The organism is Mesorhizobium ventifaucium (assembly GCF_935822925.1).
Classification (GTDB): Bacteria; Pseudomonadota; Alphaproteobacteria; order Rhizobiales; family Rhizobiaceae; genus Mesorhizobium; species Mesorhizobium ventifaucium.
Genome location: NZ_CAKXZS010000024.1, coordinates 302,197 through 326,916, shown reverse-complemented (window position 1 = coordinate 326,916; position 24,720 = coordinate 302,197). Strand labels below are relative to the sequence as shown.

Here is a 24,720-nt window from a genome sequence, read left to right as displayed (position 1 = left end):
GCTCATCTATAGGGCGACCAGCACTGCTGGCGCGGGCCGTTATAGGGTTGGAACGTGTTGTCCCAGGTGCGATACGACCGGTAACGATTGTAGCACCACCGGACGTGAGCGCTGGAAAGCCGCCCGGCACGATAATAGCGGCGCGGCGCATAGTAACCGTTGTTGTAGTAGCCCCGGTTGTAGTAGCCCTGGTTGTAGTAGCCCTGGTACAGGCTGCCAAGGCCGAACCCAAGGCCCAATCCGAGAAGCGCGGCGGCGCCGTTGTCGTCGTCGTAATAACGGCCGTAATAGCCGCCACCGTACCGGCCACGATTCTGGCGCCAGTGCCGCCCACCGTTCCAGTTGCCACGGTTCCAGTTGCCACGGTTCCAATTGCCACGGTTCCAATTGCCCGACCTTGCGAAACGACGCCCGTCATGGCGACGCCATTGCCAGTTGCTGTTGAACCGCCGGTCATTGCCGCCCGCCCAGCTGTCGCGGACAGGTGTGATATTCGGGGCAGCGGTGCTGGCGGGAACCGACAGATCCGGCTGCATGATCGGGCCGGCGGTGGACGGTGCGGTGATGCCGGAAACAAGACCCAAGGCCAACATGCTCGATCGAATGGTAGTCAAAAAGAGCGGTTTCATTTCACTCTCCGAAGATTCAGGCCCCACGCTCAGAGTAACCCTAATCATGGACCTTTGCGTCTGAACGGAAGATGAACGGAAAGGTTCCATTAACCATGAATGGGCATCGCCCAGCCCCCTTGTTTTCGGGTGCGCTTGTGGGCAAAGGTCACCGCCATGTCCCTGCGCCTCGCCACCTTCAATGTCGAAAACCTGATGAACAGGTTCGATTTTTCCGGATACCGCAACCAGCTCAACGAAGATCGCACGCTGGCGCTCTTCGACATCCAGAGCGAGGCCGAATACAAGATGCTGGAGCAGGCGCGGGCGATCGCGCAATCAGACGATACGCGCCAGCTGACGGCATTGGCCATCGCGGCCACCCGCGCCGACATCATCTGCATGCAGGAGGTCGACAATATCGAGGCGCTGAAGGCTTTCGAATACGGCTATCTGTTCAAGATGGTCGGGCATGGCTACCGCCAGAAATACACCACCGCCGGCAACGATTCGCGCGGCATCGACGTCGCCGTGATGATGCGCAACGAGACCGCGCAGGGCCAGCCGATCGAATTCGTGCGCATGACAAGCCACGCCTATGTCACGTTCGAGCAGTTCGGCCTGCACACGCCGGAGCTGGCAGCGTTCGGGCATCAGGCCAACCAGCGCATCTTCCGGCGCGACTGCCTGGAAATCGACCTGACCGTCGGCGGCGTGCCGCTGACGCTCTACCTGGTGCATTTCAAGTCGATGGGCTCGCCCCGCAACGGCCTTGACGGACGCCAGGCGACGATGCCGCTGCGCATCGCCGAGGCGCAAGCGGTGCGCCGGATCATCGAGGAGCGTTTCGGTGGGGATCACGCCGCCGACAAGTACTGGGCGATCTGCGGCGACATGAACGACTATCGGCAGCGCGTGAAGATCTCCGGCGATGCCTTTGACGGCTACCGCTTCGAGGTGATCGACGAGAGCCAGTCCTGCCTCAACGTGCTCACCGCCGGCGGCTTTTGCGAGAATGCGGTCGAGCGGCGCCCGGAAATGGACCGTTGGACCTTATACCATACGCGCGGGCCGCAAGAGCGGCATCTATGTCAGCTCGACTACATCCTGTTGTCGAAGGCACTGGCAGCCAGGAACGCGACCGCCGTTCCCGACATCATCCGCAACGGCCAGCCCTGGCGCACGATGTTTCCGGCAGGCCAGGAAGTGGACCGCTTTCCGCGTTGCGGCTGGGACCGGCCGAAGGCGTCGGACCATTGTCCTGTGGCGATCACCCTTGAAACGGCCTGAGGATCGTGTTCGTTGAGCTTCGACCTGCCGCGCAACATCATCCTGCCGGTCGACGCCGTCGACGTCAGGCTCGACCCCGGCCCGCATCCGTTCGAACGCGATAATGCGCAAGCGATCGCCGAGAACTGGCGACGCGAAACCGCAGCCAACCCGGCGTTGTTCGACGGCACCGTGGTGCTGCTTTCGGCGCTCCGCTATCGCGACAGCAGCCTCGTCGGCCGCTGCCATGCGGTGCGCTACTCGACCTTCATGCTTTGGCGCGGCAATCGCCAGGTGGTTGGGGCCGAGCACGCCTATGCCCATGCCATGCTGGTCGCCGGCGACAATGCGCTGGTGGCGATCCGCATGGCGTCGCACACCGTCAATGCCGGGCGTGTCTATTTCGCCGCCGGCTCGTTCGAGCCAACCGATTTCCGCGATGGCCTTGTCGATGTCGACTTCAACATGATCCGCGAGGTGCGGGAAGAAACCGGCCTCGACCTTGCCGGCGCGACACGCGGCAGGCGCTACTATGCCCTGTCGACGGCAACCGGCACGGTGATCTTTCGCCGCTATCGCGAGACGGCATCCGCCGACGAGATCGCGCAGCGCATCAGCGCCTTTGTCGCCACCGAGGCAGAGCCGGAAATCGAAGGGCCTGTCATCATCCGCAGTGCCGATGACCTGCCGGACGGGCTGATGCCGCATATGAAGCCACTGATCGAGTGGCATTTTGCCGGCAAGGACTAACGCATCGGCCCGAAAACCTGAATCGATTTTCGGAAAGCACGATGCGCAGGTTGAAGGCGACGCACGCTCCGCCGCGCTATTCATGCCTCAGCGCGTCGATCGGATCGAGCCGCGCGCCGCGCAGTGCCGGGAAGAAGCCGAACACCATGCCGATCAGCGCCGAGAAGCCGACGGCGAGCAGGATTACCGCCGGGCTTGGAGCGAACGGGATGGCCAGCGTCAGCGAGGCGAGGCCGGCAAGCGTCAGGCCGATCAGGATGCCGATGATACCGCCGAGCAGCGACAGCACGGTCGCCTCGACCAGAAACTGGATGAGGATGTGCTTTTCATGCGCGCCGATAGCCAGCCTTATGCCAATCTCGCGGGTGCGCTCGGTGACCGACACCAGCATGATGTTCATGATGCCGATGCCGCCGACCAACAGACTGACGCCGGCGACCGCCCCCAGCATGCCGGTCATCGTCGTGGTGGCGCTCGCCATGGCGTCGGCGATCTGCGTCATGTCGCGTATCGAGAAGTCGTCTTCGCGGTCCGGCGGAATGCGGCGTGCATCGCGCAAAATGTCCTCGACGCGCGGCAGCAGCTCGGTGGTCGGCGTCCTGTCGTCGGCGGCGACGTAGATCGAGTCGATGTCGCGGTTGCCGGCGATGCGGCGCTGGTAGGCGGCGAGCGGCATCAGCACGACATTGTCCTGGTCCTGGCCGAAGCCGGTATAGCCCTTCGGCTCGAGCAGGCCGATGATCTTGCACGAGGTGCGGTTGACGCGAATGATCTCGCCTTCGGGGTCGCCGGCGCCGAAGAACTGCTGGCGCACGGTTTCGCCGATCAGGCAGACGCCGGTACCCGAGCGGTTTTCCGAATCGCTGAACGGGCGGCCCGAATCCAGCTTCCAGTCGCGCGCGTCGAGATAGGCGCTGTCGGTGCCGGTGACACCCGACGTCAGGCTTTCGGTGCCGAAGATGACGCGGACCTGCTTTTGCGAGGCTGGCGAGATGGCGCGGGCGCCGCTCAGGTGTGCGACGAGCGCGGCAAGTTCCTTGCTGCCGAGCGGACGTGTGGCCTGGTCGAGCCCTCCCGGTCCGCCGGGCCCGGCCGGGCGGCCGGGACGGATAACGAGCAAATTGCTGCCGAGCTTGGAAATGTCGGCCTTTACCTTTTCGGTGGTGCCCGAGCCAATGGTGAGCATGGCGATGACGGCGGCAACGCCGATGACGATGCCGAGCAGCGTCAGAAACGAGCGCAGCACGTTGCGGCGGACCGAAAGCAGCGAGAGGCGGACGGTTTCCCAGATCATGGTTACACCACCTCGAGATTCACAGCGTCGGAGGCGACGTGGCCGTCGAGGAAGCGGATCGTGCGCCCGGCATAGAACGCGACATCGGCCTCGTGTGTGACCATGGCGATGGTCAGGCCAAGCTCGGTGTTCAGCCGCGTCAGGAGCTCCATGATCTCGTGCGTGCGTGCGGTGTCGAGATTGCCGGTCGGTTCGTCGGCGACGAGCAGGGTCGGCCTGGTGACGATGGCGCGCGCGATCGCCACGCGCTGCTGCTGGCCGCCGGAGAGCTCGGCCGGCGTGTGGTGCTCGCGGCCGACAAGCCCGACCTCGGCCAGCGCCTTCATCGCGAGGTCGTGACGCTCGCGGGCGGCGACGCCGCGATAGATCAGCGGCAGTTCGACATTTTCCACCGCGGTGGTGCGCGGCAGGAGATTGTAGCCCTGGAAGACGAAGCCGACATAGAGATTGCGCAGCATGGCGCGGCGGTTGCGGTCGAGGCGGCCAGCATCGATGCCCATGAAGCTGTACGTTCCGGCCGTCGGCGTGTCGAGGCAGCCGATGATGTTCATCGCCGTCGACTTGCCCGAGCCGGACGGACCCATGATGGCGACGAATTCACCGCTGCGGATGGCAAGATCGACACCAGCCAGCGCATGGACCGTGGCCTCGCCCTGGCCATAGCTTTTCCAGATCTTGTCGAAGGTGATGAGCAGCGAGCCTGACATGATTTCAGCCCCGCTGCTGCGCTGCGGTGATAATTTGCGCACCTTCTGCGAGACCGGAGGTGATCTCGGTCAGTTCGCCATCGGTGGAGCCGACTTTGACGTTGACCGGCCGAGGCCGGCCATTCTCCAGCACGTAGAGCGTGCGCGAGCCGTCGGTGGGCTGCGCCATCGCCTGGCGCTGGCGGTTGCCGCCTGGACGGCCCATGCGGCCCGTGAACAGGTCGCTCAGGCTCCACGCTCGGGCAGTAGATGCCGCCGGCCGGTAACGGAAAGCTGTCGACGGCACGGTGAGCACGCCCTTGGCCTCTCTGGTGACGACCGAAACGGTGGCGGTCATGCCAGGCCGCAACAGAAGCTCGTTGTTGTCGACCTCGAACCGCGCGTCGTAGGTGACGACGCCGTCGGTGGTGACCGAGGCATAGGAAATGTCGCGGATCTCGGCATCGAACGGCCGCTCGGGAAAGGCGTCGACGGTGAAGCGGGCATGCTGGCCGGGCTTGACTGCGCCGATGTCGGCCTCGTCGACCGCTGCCTTCAACTCCATGTTCCTGAGGTCGGCGGCGATGACGAACAGCACCGGCGCCTGCAGCGAGGAGGCAACCGTCTGGCCGGGATCGACCGAGCGCGTCAGAACGATGCCGTCGATGGGTGTATAGATGGTGCTCTTGGCGAAGTCCGTCTGCTGCGCCTTGAGATCGGCATTGGCGATGGCAAGACTGGCTTTGGCGCTGTCAAGCGCTGCCTTGGAGCGGTCGCGCGTCGCTGTCGCCGCTTCAAGCGACTGGTCCGTCGCCATGCCGCGCTTGGTGAGCGCCGCCGCGCGCGCAAGCGCCCGTTCGTTTTCGGTGAGGGTCACGGTGGCGGTTTCGACATTGGCGGCCGCCGCCTTGGCGGAAGCCTCGGCGCGCTCGATCTGCACCTCCAGCTTGGCCGTATCGAGCGCCGCCAGCACATCGCCCTTCTTCACCTGCTGGTTCTCGTTGACCGCGACCGAGCGGACGACGCCGGACAGTTCGCTCGAAATGTCGACCTGGGTGAGCGGCTGCAGCGTGCCGGTCGCCGATACTTCGACCGTGAGATCGGCGACAGCGGCCGGCACAGTGGTATAGTCGATCTTGGCGGGAGACGCGGCATACCATTGGTAGCCGGCGAGGCTTGCGGCGACGATGACCAGCACAAGCAGGCCATAAAGCCAGCCGCGACGCCGCTTCTTCTTCAGACCCAGGTGGTCAAGCCCGAGTGCCGTCTCTATGTCGGAAGCGGATTCCGTCTTTGGCAGATTGACAATCTGGTCCACGCCGGACCCCTATAATACCAGTGATGTCCCAATCGGTGCACTGATCAGGCCGAATGGTTCAAATATCAAATTAAATTTCGCCCATGTTGGGGCCCATCTTGGGATTGAGGCAGAAGGCTTTCTACAATGCTGACCCGGAATTACTTACTTTACGACGTGTTCACCACCGAGCGGCTGGCCGGCAATCCGCTGGCCGTCGTGCTGGACAGCAGAGGGTTGGACACGGCGGCGATGCAGGCCATCGCGCGCGAGTTCAACCTGTCGGAAACCGTTTTCGTGCTGCCGCCTGACAATCCCAAGCACCGCGCCCGCATCCGCATCTTCACGCCCGATTATGAGATGCCGTTCGCCGGCCATCCGACGGTGGGCGCTGCGATTGCGCTTACCGAAATGGCTGGTGACGGCGACACCGCCGGCATCTTCGTCCTGGAGGAGAATATCGGCCCGGTGCGCTGCGCCGTCAGCAAGCACGATGGCGCCACCTTTGCCGAGTTCGACCTGGCCAAACTGCCGGAGCAGCTGGAATTGTCCGCCGACCCGGAGGCGATCGGGGCGGCACTTGGCCTGGGGCCGCATGAAATCGGCTTCGAAAACCACCGCGTCTCGTTCTGGTCGGCCGGTGTGCCCTACGTGACCATTCCGGTCGCCGATCTGGAGGCCGCGGCCCGGATCAGGCTGGACAACCAGGCGTGGTCGGAATTGGCACCCCGAAAGAGCGTATGGGCCCTTGCCAGCCCGTATGTCTATTGCCGCGAGACGGTGAACCACGACAGCGCCTTCCATGTCCGCATGATCGTGCCGGGCAATCCTTCCTATGAAGATCCGGCGACCGGTTCGGCGGCCGCCGCCTTCGCCGGCGCGATCATGCACTACGATGGCCCGAGGGAGGGTGTTTCCCAACTCTGGATCGAGCAAGGCCTGGAGATGGGCCGGCCTTCGCGCATACGCCTCGAACTGAATGTCGAAGGCGGCAAACTGGCTGCGGCCCGCATCGGCGGCCATGCCGTCAAGGTGGCGGAAGGCAAGCTGTTCGTCTGACATACCATGCTTCGTCATCCTGGGGCGTAGCAGGAGCGAAGCGACGTCGCGGAGACCCAAGGATCCATGCCGTAACCAAGCGGCCGTGCTCCGGCGGTGCGAGCTAGGTTGCCATGCAGCCGTCCGTCTTCTGGAGTGGGTGGGCTCTTAGATCGAAACCGTGCGGCTCTTGTGCGCATGACCGCATTCTACACCGCTGCATTTTGGGCGACTGTTACGGCATGGATCCTAGGGTCTCTGCTCCGCTTCGCGTTCGCTCGCCCTAGGATGACGAAACCCGGCGCGATTTGTCGGGAAATGAATCCGGCAGGGCTGGACATGGCGGATGGCGGCGGCTATATGCCCGCCGACGCTGGTTTTACCGGCGAGTGGGTGCGTAGCTCAGTTGGTAGAGCAGCTGACTCTTAATCAGCGGGTCACAGGTTCGATCCCTGTCGCACCCACCATTTAGTCCGTTGATATTGCCCGCTTTTTGCTACTTGGAACGAGTGTTGCGAACATAGCGGTTTCCAATCCTGACGGTTGGTTTCCAATTCGCGTTCTGTTCCAGTTGCAGCGCGGGCTGTTTTACCTCGGCCCAGCGGGACTGCAAACGCGGCCATCGCGCCAACGAACCGTCCTTCCATCCCGGTCGGCTTCTCGGCAATGCCGAGGCGTCTATCGAGATCCGGACGACACCACAGTTCCGGCGGGGGATCGCGATCGGTAAGGGAAGGCGACTGTTCAAAATTTGTCCGAAAGCGTACAAGACTACATCGTCAGGCATGCAATGGGCGCTGATGCTTAGGAGAGACCACCGCACTCCTGCCCCAAATGCGAGGCATTCGTGTGATGGCAGAAGAACCAAAGCAGGCCGGCCTGACGGACGACCATGTACGCGCGCTTGCGATAGAGTCAGGTGCTACTGAGCAGCAAATACGCGACATCGCATCGCTGATCGGGTTCGATCGTGCTTCGATCCTTAGAGAAGCGCGCCTGTTGAGTCATGATCTGAGGCCGAAGCTTTAGGACTTAGTTCCTGCCTGATCTGGACATCGAGTCGGCCGTATCGATCTCGCGAATGGCCTGAATTGTGATCAAGCGCAGTGCTGCGTCACGCAAAGTTGGCCGCGCCACTTTGGGGTCCGCCACGCACGCCGTTCTGCCCTAGCACGGGGGGGGCGTTTTCCTCAGCCTTTGGGCGGCTTGGGCACGTCTTCTTCCGACATGGGCTTTTGTTGTCCGGTGTTCTCGCCAATACCGGACTTGGCGGCAAAACTGTAGAGAAGGCCTGCCACGACAAGCACCAAAAGCGTGCCGAGTGCCGCCACTTGCCACAGACCGAGCCCGCAGGCCACGCCAATTGCCCCAGACAGCCACATGCCTGCACCGGTCGTCAGCCCTTGAACCTCGCCTTTCGAAAACAAAATCGTTCCGGCAGCAAGGAACGCGACGCCGGCGGTAACCGCTTCGACAACACGAATCGGATCGACCCTCACGGAATCCTGCTGAAACATCGGCGCGTGAATGATTTCAATCGTCAGAATACCGAAGGTGGCCGCTGCCACGCAGACCAGGATATGGGTGCGAAGCCCGGCAGGCCGATTTCGCCATTCGCGTTCGAAACCGATCGCCGCACCGAAGATCGACGCCAGTAGAAGCCTCGCCGCAATAACGGGGAACGGGACGTATGTCGGATGGCCGAATTCCTGTAAAAGCTGTTGCATGCGTTACCCGGGCTGACCGGCCACAACGTGCTCGGGCCGGCCAGGTTCCCCAGGGCAAGATTTGATTCCAAGTTGACGAGATTTACTTCTCCGAAACGCCAGCCTCGGCAAAGCTTGCCATGCGGGCATGGCATTCGAGCGCCGAGCGGACGATGTTGACGGCGAGGCAGGCGCCTGAGCCTTCGCCGAGCCGCATGCCGAGATCGAGCAGCGGCGGCAGGCGGAGCGCCTCGAGCAGCCGGCGATGGCCGGATTCGGCCGAGACATGGGCGGCAAGCGTGTGGGCGAGGCCGGCGGGGTGCAATCTTGCCAGCGGTGCGGCGGCGGCGGTGCAGACGAAGCCGTCGAGCAGCACCGGCACGCCGTGGTGGCGCGCCGCCAGCGTCGCGCCAAGGATGGCGGCGAGTTCGCGCCCGCCGAGGGCTGCTGCGATCCCCAGCGGGTCGGCAACGGCCGCGGCGTGGCGCTTCAGGCCGGCCTCGATGGCGGTGATCTTGCGCACCAGGCCGGCATCGTCGACGCCGGTGCCGCGCCCGGTCCATTTTTCCGCGCCGCCGCCGAACAGGGCGGCCGAAATGGCCGCCGCCGGCGTGGTGTTGCCGATGCCCATCTCGCCGAAACAGACGAGGTCGAGGTCTTTCGTCACCGCCCCGTAGCCGGCCGAGACGGCGGCGAGGAAGGCTTCGCCGTCCATTGCCGGCCCTTGCGTAAAATCGCCGGTCGGACGGTCGAGGTCGAGCGGAATGACGTCGAGTTCCGCGCCGGCGATGCGGGCGAGCTGGTTGATGGCGGCGCCGCCGCCGGCGAAATTCGCCACCATCTGCACGGTGACCTCCGACGGGAAGGCCGAGACGCCCTGTGCGGTGACGCCGTGGTTGCCGGCAAAGACCAGGACTTTTACGCGATCGAGCTGCGGTATGTCGCGGCCCTGCCAGCGGGCAAGCCAAGCCGCTATGGATTCCAGCCGGCCAAGGCTGCCTTTCGGCTTGGTCAGCGTGTCCTGGCGGCGGACGACAGCATCTGCCGCGGCGTCGCTGCCGGCAGGCAGATCGAGGCAGGCCGCGCGCAATTCATCGAGCGATTTGAAAGACATGGGGAAAAAATCTCCGAAACAGAGTCAGGAAAGGGAAGCGGAAGCGACGAGCAGGATTGCGATTTCGTCAAACTGCTGCAGCGCGCCGACCGTGTCGCCGGTCTGGCCGCCGATCTGGTTGCGGCACAGCTCGCGGAAGGCGGCAAACAACAGGCCGAGCAGGACAAGCGCGGCGACCGCGCCACCGAACCCTAGCACCAGCAGCGCCACGGCGCCGAGCACGGCGCCGGCAATGGCGGTTTCGGCCGAGACGGTGCCTGCATCGGCCGAGAGGCCGTCGCTGCGCGCCGCCGGCAAAAGATGCATGAAAGCGCCGAACAAGCCGCGCGAGGCGGCATGCGCGGCTATGAGAGCGGCGAAAACATGCGCCGGGCTGGCGAATTCCGAAAGCACGCTCCAGCGGATAAGCAGCGACAGAGCGAGCGCGGAGGCGCCATAGGCGCCGATGCGGCTGTCGCGCATGATCTCCAGTTTTTTCTCGCGTGTCCTGCCGCCGCCAAAGCCGTCGGCGACATCCGAAAGTCCGTCTTCATGCATGCAGCCGGTGGCGAGCAAGGTTGCGGAAAGGGTAAGTGCCGCTGCCGGGCCGGCGGCAACGCCGAGCCAGATCCCGACCGCGTAGACCAAGGCGCCAATCAGAGCGACGGCGAGGCCGGCGACGGGCGCCGCCCAGATCGCGGCAGCAAGGCTGCGGTCGCGAAAATCGACGACCGGCAGCGGCAGCCGTGTGAAAAAGACGACGCAGAGCGCGATGTCATCGAGGATTTGCCGAGTCGAGAGGGTCATTCGCCTCTCGCAATGGCATGGAAGAACGTGCCGCTGACATGGCCGCGCCGGTAACCGGAGGCGCCGAGCGGATTGCCTTGGCCGTCAGCGAGGTCGGCCAGCGGTTCGTCACTGCCGGTGGCAATCATCTGCGCGTAGTGGAATTCGTGGCCGCGGATCAGCGCGCCTTGGGCTCCCAGCGGGCAATCGGCGCGCAGCCGCGCCTCGCGGTAGCCGAGATTCATCTTTCGCTGGGCAAAACTGGTCGAGTGACCGAGCAGGCCGAGCATCGCGTGCGTCTCTCCCGATGCGTCCTCCAGCGCTTTGCCAAGCACCATGAAGCCGCCGCACTCGCCATGCACCGGCCGTGTTGCCGAAAACGCCTCGATGCCGGCCCTGAAATTCGCAGCCTCCGCAAGGCGGCCGGCGTGAAGCTCGGGATAGCCGCCGGGCAGCCAGCAGACATCGCAATTGTCGCTGGGCGCTTCGTCGGCCAGCGGCGAGAAGGCGACGATTTCCGCGCCGGCCTTGCGCCAATGCGCGGCGACATGCGGATAGAGGAAGGTGAAGGCGGCGTCCTCTGCCAATGCGATGCGTTGTCCGGGCGGTGGTAGCGCGTCGTCGAAACTGCCGGAAGCGGGTGCGAATGGCGCCGCCAGCGCCATGATGGCGTTGAGGTCGAGCGAGCGTTCGACCATGTCGGCCAGCCGGTCGAGATGCGCCATCAAATTCTCATATTCGCCGGCCTGAACGAGGCCGAGATGGCGCTCCGGCAGGTTGAGCGAGGGATCGCGCAGGATCGCGCCGACCACCGGCAGGCCGATCGCCTCGATGGCGTCGCCGCAGAGACGGCGGTGACGTTCGCTGCCCAGCCGGTTGAGCACGACGCCGGCCATGCGCACACCACGGTCGTAGGTGGCAAAACCCTTGGCGACGGCTGCCGCCGTGGTCGACTGTCCGGAAACGTCGAGTACCAGCAGCACCGGCAGGCCGTAGAGCCGGGCAAGATCGGCCGCCGAGCCGGTGCGGCCTGGAGCAGCGGGAATCCCGTCGAACAGGCCCATGGCGCTTTCGAGGAAGATGAAATCGGCATCTTCAGTTGCGTCACCGGCCAACGCGTTGAGCAAATCAGGCGGCATCGCCCAGCTGTCGAGATTGACGCCGGAAAGGCCTGTCGCGGCGGTGTGGAAGCCTGGGTCGATATAGTCGGGGCCGGATTTGGCGCCGCGCACCTTGAGGCCGCGCCGGGCGAGCGCGCGCAAAATACCGATGGTGACGCTGGTCTTGCCCGAGCCTGAGCGCGGCGCGCCGATGATGATCGCGCGGGTCATGGCTCGCCCGCCAATGCCGCGCGCATCGCGACGATGCCGCCGACCACGATCAGCGCCGGCGCGGTCAACCCGGCGGCGGCCGCCTCCTCGGCAATGGTGGCGAGGGTGGCGACGACGATGCGCTCCTGCGGCGTCGTCGCGGCGACGATCACCGCAGCAGGCGTGGAAGGCGGCAGGCCGCCCCCAAGCAGAGAGGCTGATATCAGCGGCAGATTGGCCATGCCCATATAGACGACGACTGGCTGGCCGGTTCGGGCGATTGCTTTCCAGTCGAGGTCGTCGTCGGTGCCGGCGGCGTGGCCGGTCGCCAGGATCACCGCCTTGTTGATGCCGCGCATGGTGGCCGGGATGCCGGCACCGGCAAGCGCGCTGAGGCCCGAAGTCAAGCCTGACAGGACGCGGAACGGGATGTTTTCGCGCGCCAGCGCCAGCGCCTCTTCGCCGCCGCGGCCGAAAATATAGGGATCGCCGCCTTTCAGCCTGACGACACGGCGGCCCTCGCGCGCCAGCCGCACCAGCAAAGCGGTGATGTCGTCCTGTTTCATCGACGGCTGGCCGCCGCGCTTGCCGGCGTAAAAAAGCTCGGCGCCCGACGCCACTGCCATGATATCGGGAGAGACCAGCGCGTCGTAGACGAGGGCATCGCACTGCCCAAGTGCGGCCAGCACTTCCAGCGTCAGGCAGCCGGGATCACCGGGGCCGGCGCCGGCCAGCCAGACATGGCCCGGCTCCAGCTGGCGCGGCTTGAAGTTCAGCCGGGCCAAAGCCTGTTCGATTGTGGTGTTTCCGCTGTTGTTTCCGGTGCCGTCGTTCACAGTCCGTCCCGTCCGCGAAAACGCCGCTGGTAGTGGGCGTCGTAAAGTGAGCTCTCGCCAAAGCCTTCCGCTGCCAGCGAGCGGCCGACGAAGATGATGGCCGTGCGCTCCATCGGGTCGGCGGCCAGTTGCGCCTCGATCGTCGCCAGCTTCCCCGTCAGCACGCGCTCGTCCGGCCAGGAGGCACGGAAGACGACCGCAACCGGGCAATCGGCGCCATAGAACGGCGTCAGCTCGGCGACGATCCGGTCGATGGCATGGATGGCAAGGTGGATGGCGAGCGTCGCGCCGGTACGGCCGAAGCCGGCCAGAGTCTCACCAGGCGGCATTTTGGACGCGCGGCCGGAGATGCGGGTCAGCACCAGGCTTTGCGCGACTCCGGGAATGGTCAGCTCGCGGCGCAGCGCTGCCGCAGCAGCAGCGAAGGAGGGCACGCCCGGCGTCAGCGTATAGGCGATGCCGTGCTTCTCCAGCCGGCGAATCTGCTCGGCGACAGCGCTCCACACCGACAGGTCGCCGGAATGCAGGCGGGCGACATCGTGGCCGGCCTGGTGAGCCGCCAGGTACTCGGCCTCGATCTCGTCGAGCGACATTGGCGCGGTGTCGATCAGCTTCGTGCCGGGCGCGCAGTGCTGCAACAATTCCGGGGCGACGATCGAGCCGGCATAGAGGCAGACCGGGCAGCTTGCCAGCAGTCTGCTGCCGCGCAAGGTGATGAGGTCGGCCGCGCCCGGTCCGGCGCCGATGAAGTGGACGGTCATGCCGAGTCTCCGCTGATGGCGATGGCGCAGGTGACCGGGCCGAGCACGGTGCGCGGCCCAAGCAGTTTTGCCCCTTTGCCCGCGGCAGCAAGCGCCGACGCTTCGGAAACCGACGGCGTGCCGGCGCGCGCCTGCGACAGATCGGAACGGCTGATTGCGCGCGGCGACGCGGCCTCGAGCGCAGCGTCCTCGACTATGATCACTGGAAGGGCGAGTTCGCGGCCGGCGGAGAAGATTGCCTGCTCGTCCTGCTTCAGCGAAGCGGTGGCGAGCGCCGAAAGCGCCGTCATCGCCAGACCATGCGCTTCCAGTGCGGTTTCTACCGCGGCAAGCACGTCTCTTGCGCTGACGCCCTTGCGGCTGCCGATGCCCGCGACCATCATGGCTTGACCCAGCTCCATTGGGTGACCGGCATGGCCGGCCGCCAGGCCTGCATAGAGCCGACCGGCGAAGCGCGGGATAGTGCGATGCGGGTGAGATCGCCGCCGAGCGACGCGTGACGGTCGAGAAGCAGCGCCTCCATCTCCAGCGTCACCGCATTGGCGACCAGCCGGCCGCCAACACGCAGGGCCTCGATGGCCGTTTCCAGCACGCCGGTATCGCTGCCGCCACCGCCGATGAAGATCGCGCCCGGCGTCTCCAATCCGGCGAGCGCCTGCGGTGCCGAACCCTCGACGACGGCAAGACCGGGCACGCCGCAGGCGGAACCGTTGCGGCGGATGCGGGCGGCGCGGGCCGGATCGGCCTCGATGGCAACGGCGCGCATCGTGGGATGGGCCAGCATCCATTCGATGCCGACCGAACCCGAGCCGGCGCCGATGTCCCACAGCAATTCGCCCCGCCTGGGGGCGAGGGCGGACAGGGTGATGGCGCGCACTTCGCGCTTGGTGATCTGGCCGTCATGCTCGAACAAATGATCGGCAAGGCCGGATGTCAGCGGCAGGATGCGTGCTTCCAATGTTGAGTCAACTTCGACTGCCAGAACGTTGAGCGGATTGATCTTTTCCAGGTCGAGGGCGTCCGCTCGCGCCGAGCTCAGCCTATCGCTCGGGCCGCCCAGCGCCTCCAGGATGGTCAGACGCGACGCGCCAAAGCCGAGTTCGGTCAACAGGCGCGCAATCGCTACTGGCGCATCGCCGTCCGAGGTCAGCGCAAGGATGCGGCTGCCTGGATGCAGCAGCGGCCGGATCAGATCGAGCGAGCGGCCGTGCAGCGAAATAGTCTCGATATCCTGCAGCGCCCAGCCGAGGCGGGCGGCGGCCAGCGAGAAGGCAGAAGGGGCGGGAATCACCTGCATCTCCTGGGGAGGAATTTTGCGCGCAAGGGTGACGCCGACCCCATGGAAGAACGGATCGCCTGAAGCCAGCACGCAGACGCGCCTGCCGGAAAGCGCCAGCACGTCGCGCAACTCGGCATCGAAAGGGGTCGGCCAGGCACGTGCCTCGCCTTTGACGAGCGACGCGACGAGCGCAATGTGGCGCGTGCCGCCGAAGACGAATTCGGCCTCGGCGATCAGCCGCTTGGCCTCTTCGCTGAGACCCGCTACACCGTCCTCGCCGATGCCGACGATTGTGAGCCATTTGGGTGTTGGCTGTTTATTTGACATGCCGCGCCGCCCCTCATCCGCCTGCCGGCACCTTCTCCCCGTATAGTGACGGGCAGAAGGGAACCGGTCGCAACGCCGGCGTCCCCCCGTCATTCACGGGGAGAGGGTGAGGGTGAGGGGCTGCTCGGCGTAGCCGATTGTGGTGCCAATGAAGCGCATTCTGATCCTCGGCGGAACCACCGAAGCCCGGCGCTTGGCGGGAAAGCTGGCCGCGCGCGCCGATCTCGCGATCACATTGTCGCTGGCCGGCCGCACCGAAAATCCTGTCGCGCAAGGTGTACCGACGAGGGTAGGCGGTTTCGGCGGCGCCGACGGGTTGGCGTCGTTTCTTCGCGAGACCCACATCGACTTGCTGGTTGACGCCACGCATCCCTATGCGGCGCAGATCTCCGCCAATGCCGCGGCAGCGGCGCATGAGGCCGGTGTGCCGATCGTCGCGCTCAGGCGCCCAGGCTGGGAGCTTGCCGAAGGTGACCGCTGGACGCTGGTCGACAGCGTTGCCAGCGCGGTGACGGCGCTGGCCGCTGCGCCGCGCCGCGTTTTCCTGGCGCTCGGACGGCAGGAGGTCGCCGCCTTCGAGGCCGCACCCCAGCATCACTATCTGATCCGCAGCGTCGATCCGGTCGAGCCAAGGCTCGCTGTGCCCGACGTGACCTATCTCTTGGCGCGCGGACCGTTCCGGGAAGCCGACGAACAGGTACTTCTTCGGGAACACTACATCGATATCGTCGTGTCCAAGAACAGCGGCGGCGAGGCGACCTACGGCAAGATCGCCGCAGCGCGGGCGCTCGGCATCGAGGTGGTCATGATCCGCAGGCCGACGCTGCCGGACGTTGCGTCGGCTGAAACCGTCGAGGCCCTTGCTGCGATGGTCGATCATCTTCTGGTCGGTCATTTTCTTGGACCCGCCGCCGAACGCGGCGTGTAGACCAGCGCTGGTTTTTCGCCGCGCTTGATGATCCTGGTTTCCGGCGAGCCGATGATGATGCAGGTCGCCATGTCAGCCTTTTCCGCATCGGCGTGCGCCAGTAGAAAAACCTCGATGCGCTCGTCGGGACGGCCAGCAGCGCGGCCGAAGACGACCGGCGTGGTGCCCGGAAGGATCGCCGTGAGGCATTCGAAGGCGCGGCCAAGCTGCCAAGGGCGCGCCTTGCTGATCGGATTGTAGAGCGCGATGACGAAGCCGGCGCCGGCCGCCGCAAGCAGTCGCAATTCGATGAGCTCCCACGGCTTCAGATTGTCGGACAGCGAGATGGCGCAGAAATCATGGCCAAGCGGCGCGCCGATCCGGGCAGCGACCGCAAGCATTGCGGTGATGCCGGGCAGCATCGCCACGTCGACGGCACGCCATTCGTCCGGGCCGGCCTCGATCGCCTCGCAGACGGCTGCCGCCATGGCAAAGACGCCGGGGTCGCCGCCCGAGACGACGGCGACATCGTGGCCTTGCGCAGCCATTGTCAACGCGTCCTTGGCGCGGGACAACTCCTCACGATTGTCGGAGGCGACGCGGGCCTGGTCTAAGCGCAGGTCGAGCCGGTCGAGATACGGTTTGTAGCCGTAGAAGAATCTTGCCTCGGCGACGGCGCGGCTCGCTTCCGGCGTCACCTGGTTGGCATTGCCGGGTCCAAGGCCGATGACGGTCAGGCGGCCACTCATGCTTCGACTCCCAGTGCGGCGGGCCGGCCGGACCAGCCGGCGACCAGCACGATGGCGAAGTATGGCGCGTTGTCGTCCTGCTTGTCGGCCAGCCGCATCGAAATGCCGCCCGGCATGGTGCCGCGCTCGACATAGACGGCACGCGCCAGCTTGTCGGTCGCCTCCAGCGCGCGCCTGATCTTGGGCAGGTTGCGGCCAACCTTCATGATGACGGCGGCATCGGTGTCGGCGAGGCGGCGCGTCAGCTCGAATTCGCTCATCGTGCCCGGCAGCACGGTCAATACATCGTCGCCCTGGACGATCGGCGTTCCGGTCGCCGACCAGCAGCCGGACATGGCGGTGACGCCGGGAATGACCTCTGTTGGATAGCGGTGCGCCAGGCGGACATGCAGATGCATATAGGAGCCGTAGAACAGCGGGTCGCCTTCCGAGAGCACCGCGACGGTCCTGCCGGCGCTGAGATGCTCGGCGACCTTTTCGGCGGACTCTTCGTAGAAATCCGCTATCTGCGACCGATAATCGCTGTGATCCTTGTCGATTTCGGTGGTCACGGGATAGAGCAGCGGCAACTCGATAAAATCAGGACGAAAATGCGCGCCGACAATGGCGCGCGCATTGCTGTTGTTGCCGCGCTTGGCGAAATGCGCCACCACGTCGGCCTCGGCCAGCGCGCGCACGGCCTTGAGCGTCAGCAGCTCGGGGTCGCCGGGACCGGTGCCGATGCCAACAAGCCTGCCTTTTGCAATCGCGTTCACAGGCCCGGCCTCGCCAATGCGTTGAGGGCGGCGGCGGTCATGGCGCTGCCGCCCAGCCTGCCGCGCACGATCGCGTAGGGAACGCCGTAGGAATTCTCGGCCAGCGCCTCCTTCGATTCGGCAGCACCGACGAAACCGACCGGCATGCCGATGATAACAGCCGGTTTCGGCGCGCCGTCGCGCAGCCTTTCCAGCAGGTAGAAAAGTGCGGTCGGCGCATTGCCAACGGCGACGACCGAACCGGCCATGCGCTCGCCCCACAGGTCGATGGCTGCGGCCGAACGGGTGTTGCCGATCTTTTTCGCTATGTCGGAGGTTTGCGGGTCGCGCAGCGTGCAGATCACCTCGTTACCGGCCGGCAACCGGGCGCGGGTGACGCCGTGCGAGACCATCTCCGCGTCGCAGAAGATCGGCGCGCCGGCCGCCAGCGCCATCCGCGCGGCGGCAACAAAATCGCTGGAAAAAACAAAGGTCTGCGCGGCCTCGACCTGGCCGCAGGCATGGATCATGCGGATGGCGACATCGGCCTCGGCGTCGGAAAACCGCGACAGGTCGGCCTCGGCGCGAATGATGGCGAAGGAGCGCTCATAGATCGCCGTGCCGTCATGGATGTAGTCGTAGGGGGCGGGCATGTTCATTCCTGTCGGTAGAGTTCGGTGACACCGGCCGCGCCAAGCCTTGTCATGCAGGCGGCGGTGGTCTCGCCTCGAAATCCTGCTTCGCGGATCGCTGCGGCAATGCGGCCAATGCCGCGCGCGGCGTCATAGCCTGGCCTGTATCCGGTAGGAAGGGCCTTTGCCGTCCCGTCCACGACAAGCCCGGCTCCGTTATCGCCGCCGACCAGTGTCAGCGCCGCCCGGCCGGGATGGGCGCAGCCCTTGGCACAGCCTGAAATATGTAACGTGAGCGTGGAATCGAGGAGGTCGCGGTTTTCTGCGGCGATGGTTTCGGCGATGTCGCGCGTCGCGATCCGGCCGGAGGCGCAGGCCGGCGCACCGGGGCAAGCGGCGATTTTCGTGCGCGGGTCGGATGGGTCGGTAACGAAGCCGAGCGTGGCGGCGGCCTGCGGAAGCGAGTGGCAGGCGGTCGGAGAGGGGCCAATGAAAAGCAGCGCGCGGCGTGGCGCGAGGCGGATTTCGGTGACGCCCAAGGTAAGGGCGTGTTGCGTGAGGCCGGTGAGTTTTTGCGCTGGCATGCTGCCGAAGGGCAGCCCGATGCCGAGGGCGGTACCGGCCGCGGCCAGATCGAAAATGCCGATGGGTAAGCGAGCCGGCACAGGAAGGCGCTCTACGGTGCCCCCCTCTGTCCTGCCGGACATCTCCCCCACGAGGGGGGGGATTGCGCTCCCATCTCCGCTTTCGCCAATCACCCGAGGTGCTAAGGGGGAGCCGCCGGCGAAGCTGCCGATCTCCCCCCAAGTGGGGGAGATGTCCGGCAGGACAGAGGGGGGCGCGAAGGAATGCCAACTGGCGAGAGATCTTAGCTGCCTCGCCGTCAAATCCCTTGCATGGGCTTCACGGCCTTTTTCTGCGACCATCCTTAGAACAGCGACGGCGATATCACGGGCCGCATCTTCCTCGACCGTGACGAGTAGCGCCGCATTTTCCCTGTCGCCAGCAACGGCTAACAGCCAACGGACGCCCGCGTCGGTTCTGATCGCAGCCAGCCTGATATCGGCCGTCACCGCATCCATGGTCAGCCGTCCGCCGCCGTCGACGATCACCGAAATCTTCGGGCCAAGGCGCTTTGCCAGCCCGGCTTCTTCGATCGCCGCACGAATGCGTTCGGCCAATGGGCGCGGGTCAGCAACTTCTTCTGGATCCAGCCCCGCAAGCGGACCGGTCTCCACCGGCACGCCGGTGCGCACGGCGATGCCGAGCGCGTCGACCTCCATTGCCAGCAGCCGGGCGCTTGCCGGCGTCAGGCCGCGTATCTGCAGGCTGCCGCGCGCGGTCACCTCCATGACGCCGTTGCCGTGCCGCAAGGCGGATTCACCGAGTCCGACCAACGACTTCGGCGAGAGTCCTCCAGTCATCGGGTTGAGCCGCACCAGAAGGCCGTCACCGGTCTGCATCGGCGCGGACAAAGCGGGGCAGGCGCCGCGTCGGGAGAAGGCGTTCATGCCGCCACTCCCTGGGCCTCGGCGATCAGTGCGGCGAGGTCGTCGTCGACGGAATTGCGCAGCGGATGCCAGAGACCGCGCCGCCGTGCCGACAATAAACGCTCGGCGATGATTTTCGCGGCCGCCGGGTTTTCGCGCAGGATGAAGGCGCGCACCTCGGGATTTCCGAGATAGGCGTCGTGCACGGCCTCGATCAGCGTGCCCGGTACGGCATGGGTGGTCTCGGCGAAACCGACGAGACGGTCGACGGTCTCGGCGAATTCCGAAGCGCCGCGCGGCCCGTGCCGCATCTGGCCGGCAATGAAGCGCGGGTTGACCGCGCGTGCGCGAACTACCCGAGATACGGCTTCTACAACCGATCGCGGCTTCGGCTTTTGCGGATCCGTGGTGTCGAGGACGATGACGTCGGCGTTCTTGCCGAGGGCAGCAAGCGCCGCTGAAAAACCGCCGATGAACGCGACATCGGCGGAACCTTCGAGGATGTCGCGGCCGGGGTCGTCTCCGGTATGGACGAGAAGGTCGGCCTCGGCGACACGATCCTCGAACGCGCCGGGCGCTGAAATCCCTTCGCCTTCGGCGCCGCCATAGGCATGCGAGGTGGCGTCGAGATAGGCGCGACCGATCGCTTCGCGCGCGGCCCAGTCGCCGCTCGACAATAAATCCTCGATACCGGCGCCGTAGGTGCCAGGCGAGGTGCCGAAAATGCGCGGGCTGACCTTGCCATCGGCGCGGGTTTTTGCGGCGAGCGGGTTTTCGGAAGCGTCCTCGTCGCGCGCGGCGACGGCGTTGGCGGCAGCGTCGATGAGGGCGATCTGGGCCGGGAACATGTCGCGGAACAGACCAGACATGCGCCAGGTGACGTCGACGCGCGGGCGGCCAAGGGTGGCCGGCGGCAGCACCTCGATGCCGGTGACGCGGCCGGTGGCGCAATCCCATTGCGGTCGGCAGCCCATCAGCGCCAGGCCTTGCGCAATCTCTTCGCCGCCGGTGCGCAGCGAGGCCGAGCCCCAGAGATCGATGACCAGCGAGCGCGGCCAGTCGCCATGCGATTGCATGTAGCTGCGCAAGACTTCGTCGGACGCCGCCCTGCCGAGCTCGAAGGATATCGGCGTCGGCATGGTGCGCGGATCTGATGTGAACAGGTTGCGGCCGGTCGGCAGCACATCGCGCCGGCCTCGCGCCGGCGCGCCGGCCGGCCCGGCAGCGACATGGCGGCCGTCGAGGGTTGCGATCAGTGCTGCCTTCTCGGCGGTCGCACTTTGCTGGCGCAGCGGATCGGTCTCGCCCTCGGCTGAGCGGCCAAAGATGTGCAGCCCGTCCTTGATGGCGAAGTCCTTCAGGTCGCACAGCCAGGTGTCGATGCGGCGCAGCGCTTCGTCTGGCGCGTCGGTTCCGGCGACGCCGGCCTCGGAGGCGAGCCCGGTCTTTTCAGCGGTTTCGACGATCAGCCTCGCCAGGCGATCGCGGCGGCGGCGGTCGAGCCCGTCAGCCTGGGCATATTCGTCGACCAGCCGCTCGAGCTGCTGCTGGTTGTCGTCAAGTCCGGCGCCGGTCAGCGGTGGCGGCAAATGGCCGAGGGTGACGGCGGCAATGCGCCGCTTGGCTTGTGCCGCCTCTCCCGGGTTGGAGACGATGAATGGATAAATGACGGGCAGGGACCCGGTGACGATCTCGGGAAAGCAGTTTTCGCTCAGCGCCACGGTCTTGCCGGGCAGCCATTCCATCGTGCCGTGGGCGCCGACATGGACGAGGGCATGGATATCGAGCGACTTGCGCAGCCACAGGCCAAAAGCGATCAGCGCATGGCGCGGCGGCAAGGTCGGGTCGTGATAGTCGGCGCGGCGGTCGACTGAACGCCCGCGATCGGGGGCAAGTGCTACGGTGATGTTGCCGAAGGTGGCGGCGCGGAAGGGGAAATTTGCCGCGGTAGGCGCTTGAACACCCCCCTCTGTCCCGCCGGACATGTCCGGCAGGACAGAGGGGGGTGCCTGGCACAAACCCGTCTCATCTTCTGCATTCCCCCATGCGGTCGTCACGGCAGCGATGGCCGCCGGCGGCAATTCCTTCGAGAAGGTCAGATATTCCTTCAAGGCTAACCCTTGATCGGCCGACTCCAGCATCTCCAGCAACTCACGCGGCGTTTGCGGAATCCCTTCAACGGTGTAGCCCCGTTCGCTCAGGTCGTGCAGCATCGCCAGCACGCTGGACGGCACGTCGAGGCCGACGGCATAGCCGGTGCGGCCGGGGGCGCTCGGATAGTCGGGGATCAGGATGGCGAGCTTGCGTTTTACGCGCGGCGTGCGCTGCAGGCGCACGAACGCCTCGACACGGTTCGCAACCTGCGCCACGCGGTCCGGCTCCGGCCGGTTGGAGAACGCGCGGAAAGCCAATGCCGGATCGACCTCGCTTTCGCCCTTGAAGGAAACGGCGCCGGCAAGGATGCGGCCGTCGAGTTCGGGGAGGACGACATGCATGGCAAGATCGGCAGGCGCCAGGCCGCGCTGATTGTCTTGCCAGATGTCACGTCGTGTCGTCGCGACGATGACCTGGAAGACAGGAACGCCGGCGCGGTCGAACAGGGTTTCGACGCAGGGCTCAGCGCCCGAGGCGAAGGCGGTCGCGGTGATGATCGCGGCAGGGTGTAGCGCGGCAAGCGCGGTTTCGACAAAGGCGAGCGAGGCCGGGTCCTTGAGGCTGGAGACGAAAATGGGGACAGGGATCATGCCACGCTGCCGCAGCGCTTCAAAAAGCGCGTCGATGGGCGCGACATCGGCGGCGAGCAGCATCGAGCGGTAGAAGAGGATTGGCACGACGCCGACATTCGAAAGGTCCGGCTTTTCCACAACCCCCAGCCCCGGCTCATAAAACCCCGCCCTCGGCACGACAACCGGCTCCACGACCGCCGCATCCCGGCCCGCCAGCCGCGCCAGTCTCTGCACCAGCGCCGTCATGTTCGCCGGGCCGCCCTCGCGGAAATAGCCGAGCAGGCCGTCGAGCTCTTGGCGCGGCAGCGTTGAGCATTTGATCAGCCGCAGATCCTCGTCGCGGCATTCGCCGGGCAGCAGCGCCAGTTTTATGCCGTGCGCGCGGGCGGTCGAGGCGAGCTGGTCGCAGCCGTAGCGCCACCAGTCGTAACCGCCGAGGATGCGAACCAGAACAACCCTGGCGTGCCGAGCGACGCTGTCGATCCACAGATCGACGGACATCGGATGGCGCAGATCGCGCAAGGCCGCCAGCCGCATCGAGGGCAGGCGATCCGCGTCTGCTTTCCACGCCGCTGCCAGCCCGGCCAGATCGCTGTCGGTGAAGGACAGCGCCACGACATCCGCAGGCGTCTGCCTGAGATCGACAGGCTCGGCGAGATCGTCGAGCGAGGCGGACGTGGTGGTGAGGATGTGCATCGCGGCTCGTGCCTGAGGTCAGCCGGCGAGAATACGCTCGATGGCCGGGCGGTTCAGCCCTTTCAGGCCGATGACGACGAGGCGCGAGCGGCGGTCGTCTTCAGCAGTCCAGGCGCGGTCGTAATAGTGATTAACGCGCGGCCCGACAGCCTGCAGCAACAGCCGCATCGGCTTTCCGCCGACGTCGACGAACCCTTTTACGCGCAGCACGTTTTCTTCTTCCGCCGCGGTGGCGACACGCAAAGCCAGCTCATCGGGATTGGCGATCGACGGAATGTCAATGACGAACGAGTCGAAATCGTCATGCTCGTGATCGAGCTCGTCATCGTGGTGGGTCTTGCGATTCTCGATGTCGTCCTCGACGGCAAGGCCGAGCCCGAGCAGCACAGACGGATCGACCTTGCCCTGCGAGGCCGGCACGATCTTGACGGCGCGGGCGGCGTGCTCACCGATGACGGCATTGGCGCGGGCCGAGCCGGCGACGTCCATCAGGTCGCTCTTCGACAATATGATCAGGTCGGCGCAGGCGAGCTGGTCCTCGAACACCTCCTCGACCGGATCGTCGTGGTCGAGCGTTTCGTCCTGCGCGCGCTGCGCCTGCAGGGCGTCCATGTCGTTGGCAACGCGGCCTTCGGCCAGCGCCGGTCCGTCGACCACGGCAATGACGCTGTCGACCGTCACCCGGCTTTTCACCGTCGGCCACTGGAAGGCCTGGACCAGCGGCTTGGGCAGGGCCAGCCCGGAGGTTTCGATCAGGATATGGTCGACCCTGGGCGTCAGCGACAGGATCCGGTCGAGCGCCGGGACGAAATCGTCGGCGACGGTGCAGCAGATACAGCCATTGGCCAGTTCGACGATGTTTTCCTCAGGGCAGGTGTCGATGCCGCATCCCCTAAGGATCTCGCCGTCGATGCCGATGTCGCCGAACTCGTTGACGATAATGGCCAGCCGCTTGCCGCCAGCGTTTTCGAGCAGATGGCGGATCAGCGTCGTCTTGCCGGCGCCGAGGAAGCCGGTGACGACGGTGCAGGGTACGCGGGAGAAATTAGCGGACGACTCTGGAGCGGTCATATCTGGTCCTTCAAAAGGTCGAGGGGAGGGATGCGGGCAACGAGGCCGCGCTTCAGGCAATCGGGGCGGCCGCGCCATGGAATCAGGCCGTCGGTCGAAGTAGCGAAGAGTTTTGCGCCGGTGATGAGATCGGCGCCGCTGGTCGTGGTCAGGTCGCCAAAGACATAGCTCCAGCAGCCGTCGCGCAGGATAGCGGCGCTGAGGCGGCGCTTGCAGTTGCCGAGGCATTCGACGCTGCGGATACGGATGTTTTCGCCAGAGGCGGCGCGGCGCGTGTCTTCGGCCAACAATTCGCCGGCGCGGGGATGGCCATCGGAGCCGGTCTCGTCACGGCAGGAGGCGCAGACGACGACGGTGACACCGGCCAAAGCGTCATTATCGCGGGATAATAAATCCGCTGTCTCAGCCGAAAAACTGCTGTCGCGTTCCAAATCAGGCTCCTTGCCCGGAAAACCCGCCAGGCGATCGGATTTTTATGTCCTAGACGGCAGGTCTCCTGGCTCGCGGGTCATCGCCTTGGTGCCGCCTTCCCGGGATTTTCCCAGTGGTTATCGGCCTTGGCTCGTCGCTTACAGTTGCGGGGACAGCCGCGGATTTGAAATCGAGATTTCGCACCGCATTCCCTCTTGGCTCCTCCCTTTGCCGAGAGGAGACCGTCTGAACCGGATTTAGGCT

The 24,720-nt window shown here is 65.6% G+C and carries 24 protein-coding genes, 1 tRNA gene and 1 riboswitch; of the genes, 6 read left to right on the top strand and 19 right to left on the bottom strand.

Annotated features, from left to right (window positions below; genetic code table 11):
* Positions 1-2 precede the first annotated feature (2 nt).
* Positions 3-629 carry a BA14K family protein gene (locus NMG70_RS22280; protein ID WP_254026513.1) on the bottom strand — a complete coding sequence of 209 codons (627 nt, stop codon included), beginning with the start codon at positions 627-629 and terminating at the stop codon, positions 3-5.
* Between the two features lie 156 nt (positions 630-785).
* Here NMG70_RS22280 and NMG70_RS22275 point away from each other — a divergent pair, with 156 nt between their 5' ends.
* Entirely contained in the window at positions 786-1,898 is a 1,113-nt protein-coding gene (locus tag NMG70_RS22275; RefSeq protein ID WP_254026512.1) for an endonuclease/exonuclease/phosphatase family protein, read from the top strand.
* Positions 1,899-1,910: 12 nt separating this feature from the next.
* Entirely contained in the window at positions 1,911-2,627 is a 717-nt protein-coding gene (locus NMG70_RS22270) for a hypothetical protein (RefSeq protein WP_254026511.1), read from the top strand.
* 76 nt (positions 2,628-2,703) lie between these two features.
* Here the strand turns inward: NMG70_RS22270 and NMG70_RS22265 are convergent, their stop codons facing one another.
* Genes NMG70_RS22265 through NMG70_RS22255 form a run of 3 tightly spaced genes read right to left on the bottom strand, consistent with a single transcriptional unit; the run spans position 2,704 to position 5,925 of the window.
* A complete protein-coding gene (locus NMG70_RS22265) occupies positions 2,704-3,921 on the bottom strand; it encodes an ABC transporter permease (RefSeq protein ID WP_254026510.1) in 1,218 nt (405 codons plus the stop codon).
* Between the two features lie 2 nt (positions 3,922-3,923).
* Positions 3,924-4,628 (bottom strand): ABC transporter ATP-binding protein, encoded by a 705-nt coding sequence (locus tag NMG70_RS22260; protein ID WP_436798439.1) that lies wholly within the window; start codon positions 4,626-4,628, stop codon positions 3,924-3,926.
* Positions 4,629-4,632: 4 nt separating this feature from the next.
* Entirely contained in the window at positions 4,633-5,925 is a 1,293-nt protein-coding gene (locus NMG70_RS22255; protein ID WP_254026509.1) for an efflux RND transporter periplasmic adaptor subunit, read from the bottom strand.
* Positions 5,926-6,051: 126 nt separating this feature from the next.
* On the opposite strand from NMG70_RS22255, the gene NMG70_RS22250 reads away from it, so the two are divergent.
* The 3 genes from NMG70_RS22250 (at position 6,052) to NMG70_RS22240 (ending at position 7,971) form a co-directional block, all read left to right on the top strand.
* Positions 6,052-6,963, top strand: coding sequence for a PhzF family phenazine biosynthesis protein (locus tag NMG70_RS22250; protein WP_254026508.1), 912 nt, complete (start codon positions 6,052-6,054; stop codon positions 6,961-6,963).
* 370 nt (positions 6,964-7,333) lie between these two features.
* Positions 7,334-7,409 (top strand) — tRNA-Lys (locus tag NMG70_RS22245).
* Between the two features lie 385 nt (positions 7,410-7,794).
* Positions 7,795-7,971: a hypothetical protein gene (locus NMG70_RS22240; RefSeq protein WP_254026507.1), complete on the top strand. Its 177-nt coding sequence runs from the start codon at positions 7,795-7,797 to the stop codon at positions 7,969-7,971.
* Between the two features lie 161 nt (positions 7,972-8,132).
* On the opposite strand, the gene NMG70_RS22235 is transcribed toward NMG70_RS22240, so the two are convergent.
* From NMG70_RS22235 to cbiE, 8 genes are all read right to left on the bottom strand, one after another.
* Positions 8,133-8,669, bottom strand: coding sequence for an MgtC/SapB family protein (locus tag NMG70_RS22235; protein ID WP_254026506.1), 537 nt, complete (start codon positions 8,667-8,669; stop codon positions 8,133-8,135).
* Between the two features lie 82 nt (positions 8,670-8,751).
* Positions 8,752-9,762, bottom strand: a complete 1,011-nt coding sequence (gene cobT, locus NMG70_RS22230; RefSeq protein ID WP_254026505.1) for a nicotinate-nucleotide--dimethylbenzimidazole phosphoribosyltransferase — start codon at positions 9,760-9,762, stop codon at positions 8,752-8,754.
* Between the two features lie 24 nt (positions 9,763-9,786).
* Positions 9,787-10,548, bottom strand: a complete 762-nt coding sequence (cobS, locus tag NMG70_RS22225; protein WP_254026504.1) for an adenosylcobinamide-GDP ribazoletransferase — start codon at positions 10,546-10,548, stop codon at positions 9,787-9,789.
* A complete protein-coding gene (locus tag NMG70_RS22220) occupies positions 10,545-11,858 on the bottom strand; it encodes a cobyrinic acid a,c-diamide synthase CobB (RefSeq protein WP_254026503.1) in 1,314 nt (437 codons plus the stop codon). Before NMG70_RS22220 ends, cobS begins: the two co-directional genes overlap by 4 nt.
* Entirely contained in the window at positions 11,855-12,673 is an 819-nt protein-coding gene (gene cobA, locus NMG70_RS22215) for a uroporphyrinogen-III C-methyltransferase (RefSeq protein ID WP_254026502.1), read from the bottom strand. The genes NMG70_RS22220 and cobA overlap by 4 nt, the downstream gene beginning before the upstream one ends.
* Positions 12,670-13,434 carry a precorrin-4 C(11)-methyltransferase gene (cobM, locus tag NMG70_RS22210; RefSeq protein WP_254026501.1) on the bottom strand — a complete coding sequence of 255 codons (765 nt, stop codon included), beginning with the start codon at positions 13,432-13,434 and terminating at the stop codon, positions 12,670-12,672. Before cobM ends, cobA begins: the two co-directional genes overlap by 4 nt.
* Positions 13,431-13,817 carry a cobalamin biosynthesis protein gene (locus NMG70_RS22205; protein WP_254026500.1) on the bottom strand — a complete coding sequence of 129 codons (387 nt, stop codon included), beginning with the start codon at positions 13,815-13,817 and terminating at the stop codon, positions 13,431-13,433. Before NMG70_RS22205 ends, cobM begins: the two co-directional genes overlap by 4 nt.
* Positions 13,814-15,040, bottom strand: a complete 1,227-nt coding sequence (cbiE, locus tag NMG70_RS22200) for a precorrin-6y C5,15-methyltransferase (decarboxylating) subunit CbiE (protein ID WP_254026499.1) — start codon at positions 15,038-15,040, stop codon at positions 13,814-13,816. The genes NMG70_RS22205 and cbiE overlap by 4 nt, the downstream gene beginning before the upstream one ends.
* A gap of 148 nt (positions 15,041-15,188) precedes the next feature.
* Between cbiE and NMG70_RS22195 the strand changes: the two genes are divergently transcribed.
* Entirely contained in the window at positions 15,189-15,968 is a 780-nt protein-coding gene (locus tag NMG70_RS22195) for a cobalt-precorrin-6A reductase (RefSeq protein WP_254026498.1), read from the top strand.
* On the opposite strand, the gene NMG70_RS22190 is transcribed toward NMG70_RS22195, so the two are convergent.
* From NMG70_RS22190 to NMG70_RS22160, 7 genes are read right to left on the bottom strand one after another with little or no spacing between them, the layout of a single operon-like run.
* The gene (locus NMG70_RS22190; RefSeq protein ID WP_254026497.1) at positions 15,932-16,696 is read right to left on the bottom strand and encodes a precorrin-3B C(17)-methyltransferase; all 765 of its coding nucleotides are present in this window, start codon (positions 16,694-16,696) and stop codon (positions 15,932-15,934) included. The genes NMG70_RS22195 and NMG70_RS22190 overlap by 37 nt on opposite strands.
* The gene (locus tag NMG70_RS22185) at positions 16,693-17,451 is read right to left on the bottom strand and encodes a precorrin-2 C(20)-methyltransferase (RefSeq protein WP_254026496.1); all 759 of its coding nucleotides are present in this window, start codon (positions 17,449-17,451) and stop codon (positions 16,693-16,695) included. Before NMG70_RS22185 ends, NMG70_RS22190 begins: the two co-directional genes overlap by 4 nt.
* A complete protein-coding gene (locus NMG70_RS22180; RefSeq protein WP_436798438.1) occupies positions 17,448-18,089 on the bottom strand; it encodes a precorrin-8X methylmutase in 642 nt (213 codons plus the stop codon). The genes NMG70_RS22185 and NMG70_RS22180 overlap by 4 nt, the downstream gene beginning before the upstream one ends.
* On the bottom strand, positions 18,086-19,573 hold the full coding sequence (cobG, locus tag NMG70_RS22175) for a precorrin-3B synthase (RefSeq protein ID WP_254026494.1): 1,488 nt from the start codon (positions 19,571-19,573) through the stop codon (positions 18,086-18,088). Before cobG ends, NMG70_RS22180 begins: the two co-directional genes overlap by 4 nt.
* Positions 19,570-22,974 carry a cobaltochelatase subunit CobN gene (cobN, locus tag NMG70_RS22170; RefSeq protein ID WP_254026493.1) on the bottom strand — a complete coding sequence of 1,135 codons (3,405 nt, stop codon included), beginning with the start codon at positions 22,972-22,974 and terminating at the stop codon, positions 19,570-19,572. The genes cobG and cobN overlap by 4 nt, the downstream gene beginning before the upstream one ends.
* Before the next feature lie 18 nt (positions 22,975-22,992).
* Entirely contained in the window at positions 22,993-24,045 is a 1,053-nt protein-coding gene (gene cobW, locus NMG70_RS22165; RefSeq protein WP_254026492.1) for a cobalamin biosynthesis protein CobW, read from the bottom strand.
* Positions 24,042-24,476 carry a DUF1636 family protein gene (locus NMG70_RS22160; RefSeq protein WP_254026491.1) on the bottom strand — a complete coding sequence of 145 codons (435 nt, stop codon included), beginning with the start codon at positions 24,474-24,476 and terminating at the stop codon, positions 24,042-24,044. Before NMG70_RS22160 ends, cobW begins: the two co-directional genes overlap by 4 nt.
* A gap of 38 nt (positions 24,477-24,514) precedes the next feature.
* Positions 24,515-24,718: riboswitch (cobalamin riboswitch) on the bottom strand.
* Positions 24,719-24,720 lie beyond the last annotated feature (2 nt).

Excerpts from the sequence above, each read along its gene's own strand:
- cobG (WP_254026494.1), bottom strand. The coding sequence starts at position 19,573 with ATGAACGCCTTCTCCCGACGCGGCGCCTGCCCCGCTTTGTCCGCGCCG.
- NMG70_RS22275 (WP_254026512.1), top strand. The coding sequence starts at position 786 with ATGTCCCTGCGCCTCGCCACCTTCAATGTCGAAAACCTGATGAACAGG.
- cobW (WP_254026492.1), bottom strand. The coding sequence starts at position 24,045 with ATGACCGCTCCAGAGTCGTCCGCTAATTTCTCCCGCGTACCCTGCACC.
- NMG70_RS22265 (WP_254026510.1), bottom strand. The coding sequence starts at position 3,921 with ATGATCTGGGAAACCGTCCGCCTCTCGCTGCTTTCGGTCCGCCGCAAC.
- NMG70_RS22220 (WP_254026503.1), bottom strand. The coding sequence starts at position 11,858 with ATGACCCGCGCGATCATCATCGGCGCGCCGCGCTCAGGCTCGGGCAAG.
- NMG70_RS22235 (WP_254026506.1), bottom strand. The coding sequence starts at position 8,669 with ATGCAACAGCTTTTACAGGAATTCGGCCATCCGACATACGTCCCGTTC.
- NMG70_RS22205 (WP_254026500.1), bottom strand. The coding sequence starts at position 13,817 with ATGATGGTCGCGGGCATCGGCAGCCGCAAGGGCGTCAGCGCAAGAGAC.
- NMG70_RS22190 (WP_254026497.1), bottom strand. The coding sequence starts at position 16,696 with ATGAGTGGCCGCCTGACCGTCATCGGCCTTGGACCCGGCAATGCCAAC.
- NMG70_RS22250 (WP_254026508.1), top strand. The coding sequence starts at position 6,052 with ATGCTGACCCGGAATTACTTACTTTACGACGTGTTCACCACCGAGCGG.
- cbiE (WP_254026499.1), bottom strand. The coding sequence starts at position 15,040 with ATGTCAAATAAACAGCCAACACCCAAATGGCTCACAATCGTCGGCATC.
- NMG70_RS22280 (WP_254026513.1), bottom strand. The coding sequence starts at position 629 with ATGAAACCGCTCTTTTTGACTACCATTCGATCGAGCATGTTGGCCTTG.
- cobM (WP_254026501.1), bottom strand. The coding sequence starts at position 13,434 with ATGACCGTCCACTTCATCGGCGCCGGACCGGGCGCGGCCGACCTCATC.
- cobT (WP_254026505.1), bottom strand. The coding sequence starts at position 9,762 with ATGTCTTTCAAATCGCTCGATGAATTGCGCGCGGCCTGCCTCGATCTG.
- NMG70_RS22180 (WP_436798438.1), bottom strand. The coding sequence starts at position 18,089 with ATGAACATGCCCGCCCCCTACGACTACATCCATGACGGCACGGCGATC.
- NMG70_RS22240 (WP_254026507.1), top strand. The coding sequence starts at position 7,795 with ATGGCAGAAGAACCAAAGCAGGCCGGCCTGACGGACGACCATGTACGC.
- NMG70_RS22195 (WP_254026498.1), top strand. The coding sequence starts at position 15,189 with ATGAAGCGCATTCTGATCCTCGGCGGAACCACCGAAGCCCGGCGCTTG.
- NMG70_RS22260 (WP_436798439.1), bottom strand. The coding sequence starts at position 4,628 with ATGTCAGGCTCGCTGCTCATCACCTTCGACAAGATCTGGAAAAGCTAT.
- cobS (WP_254026504.1), bottom strand. The coding sequence starts at position 10,548 with ATGACCCTCTCGACTCGGCAAATCCTCGATGACATCGCGCTCTGCGTC.
- cobN (WP_254026493.1), bottom strand. The coding sequence starts at position 22,974 with ATGCACATCCTCACCACCACGTCCGCCTCGCTCGACGATCTCGCCGAG.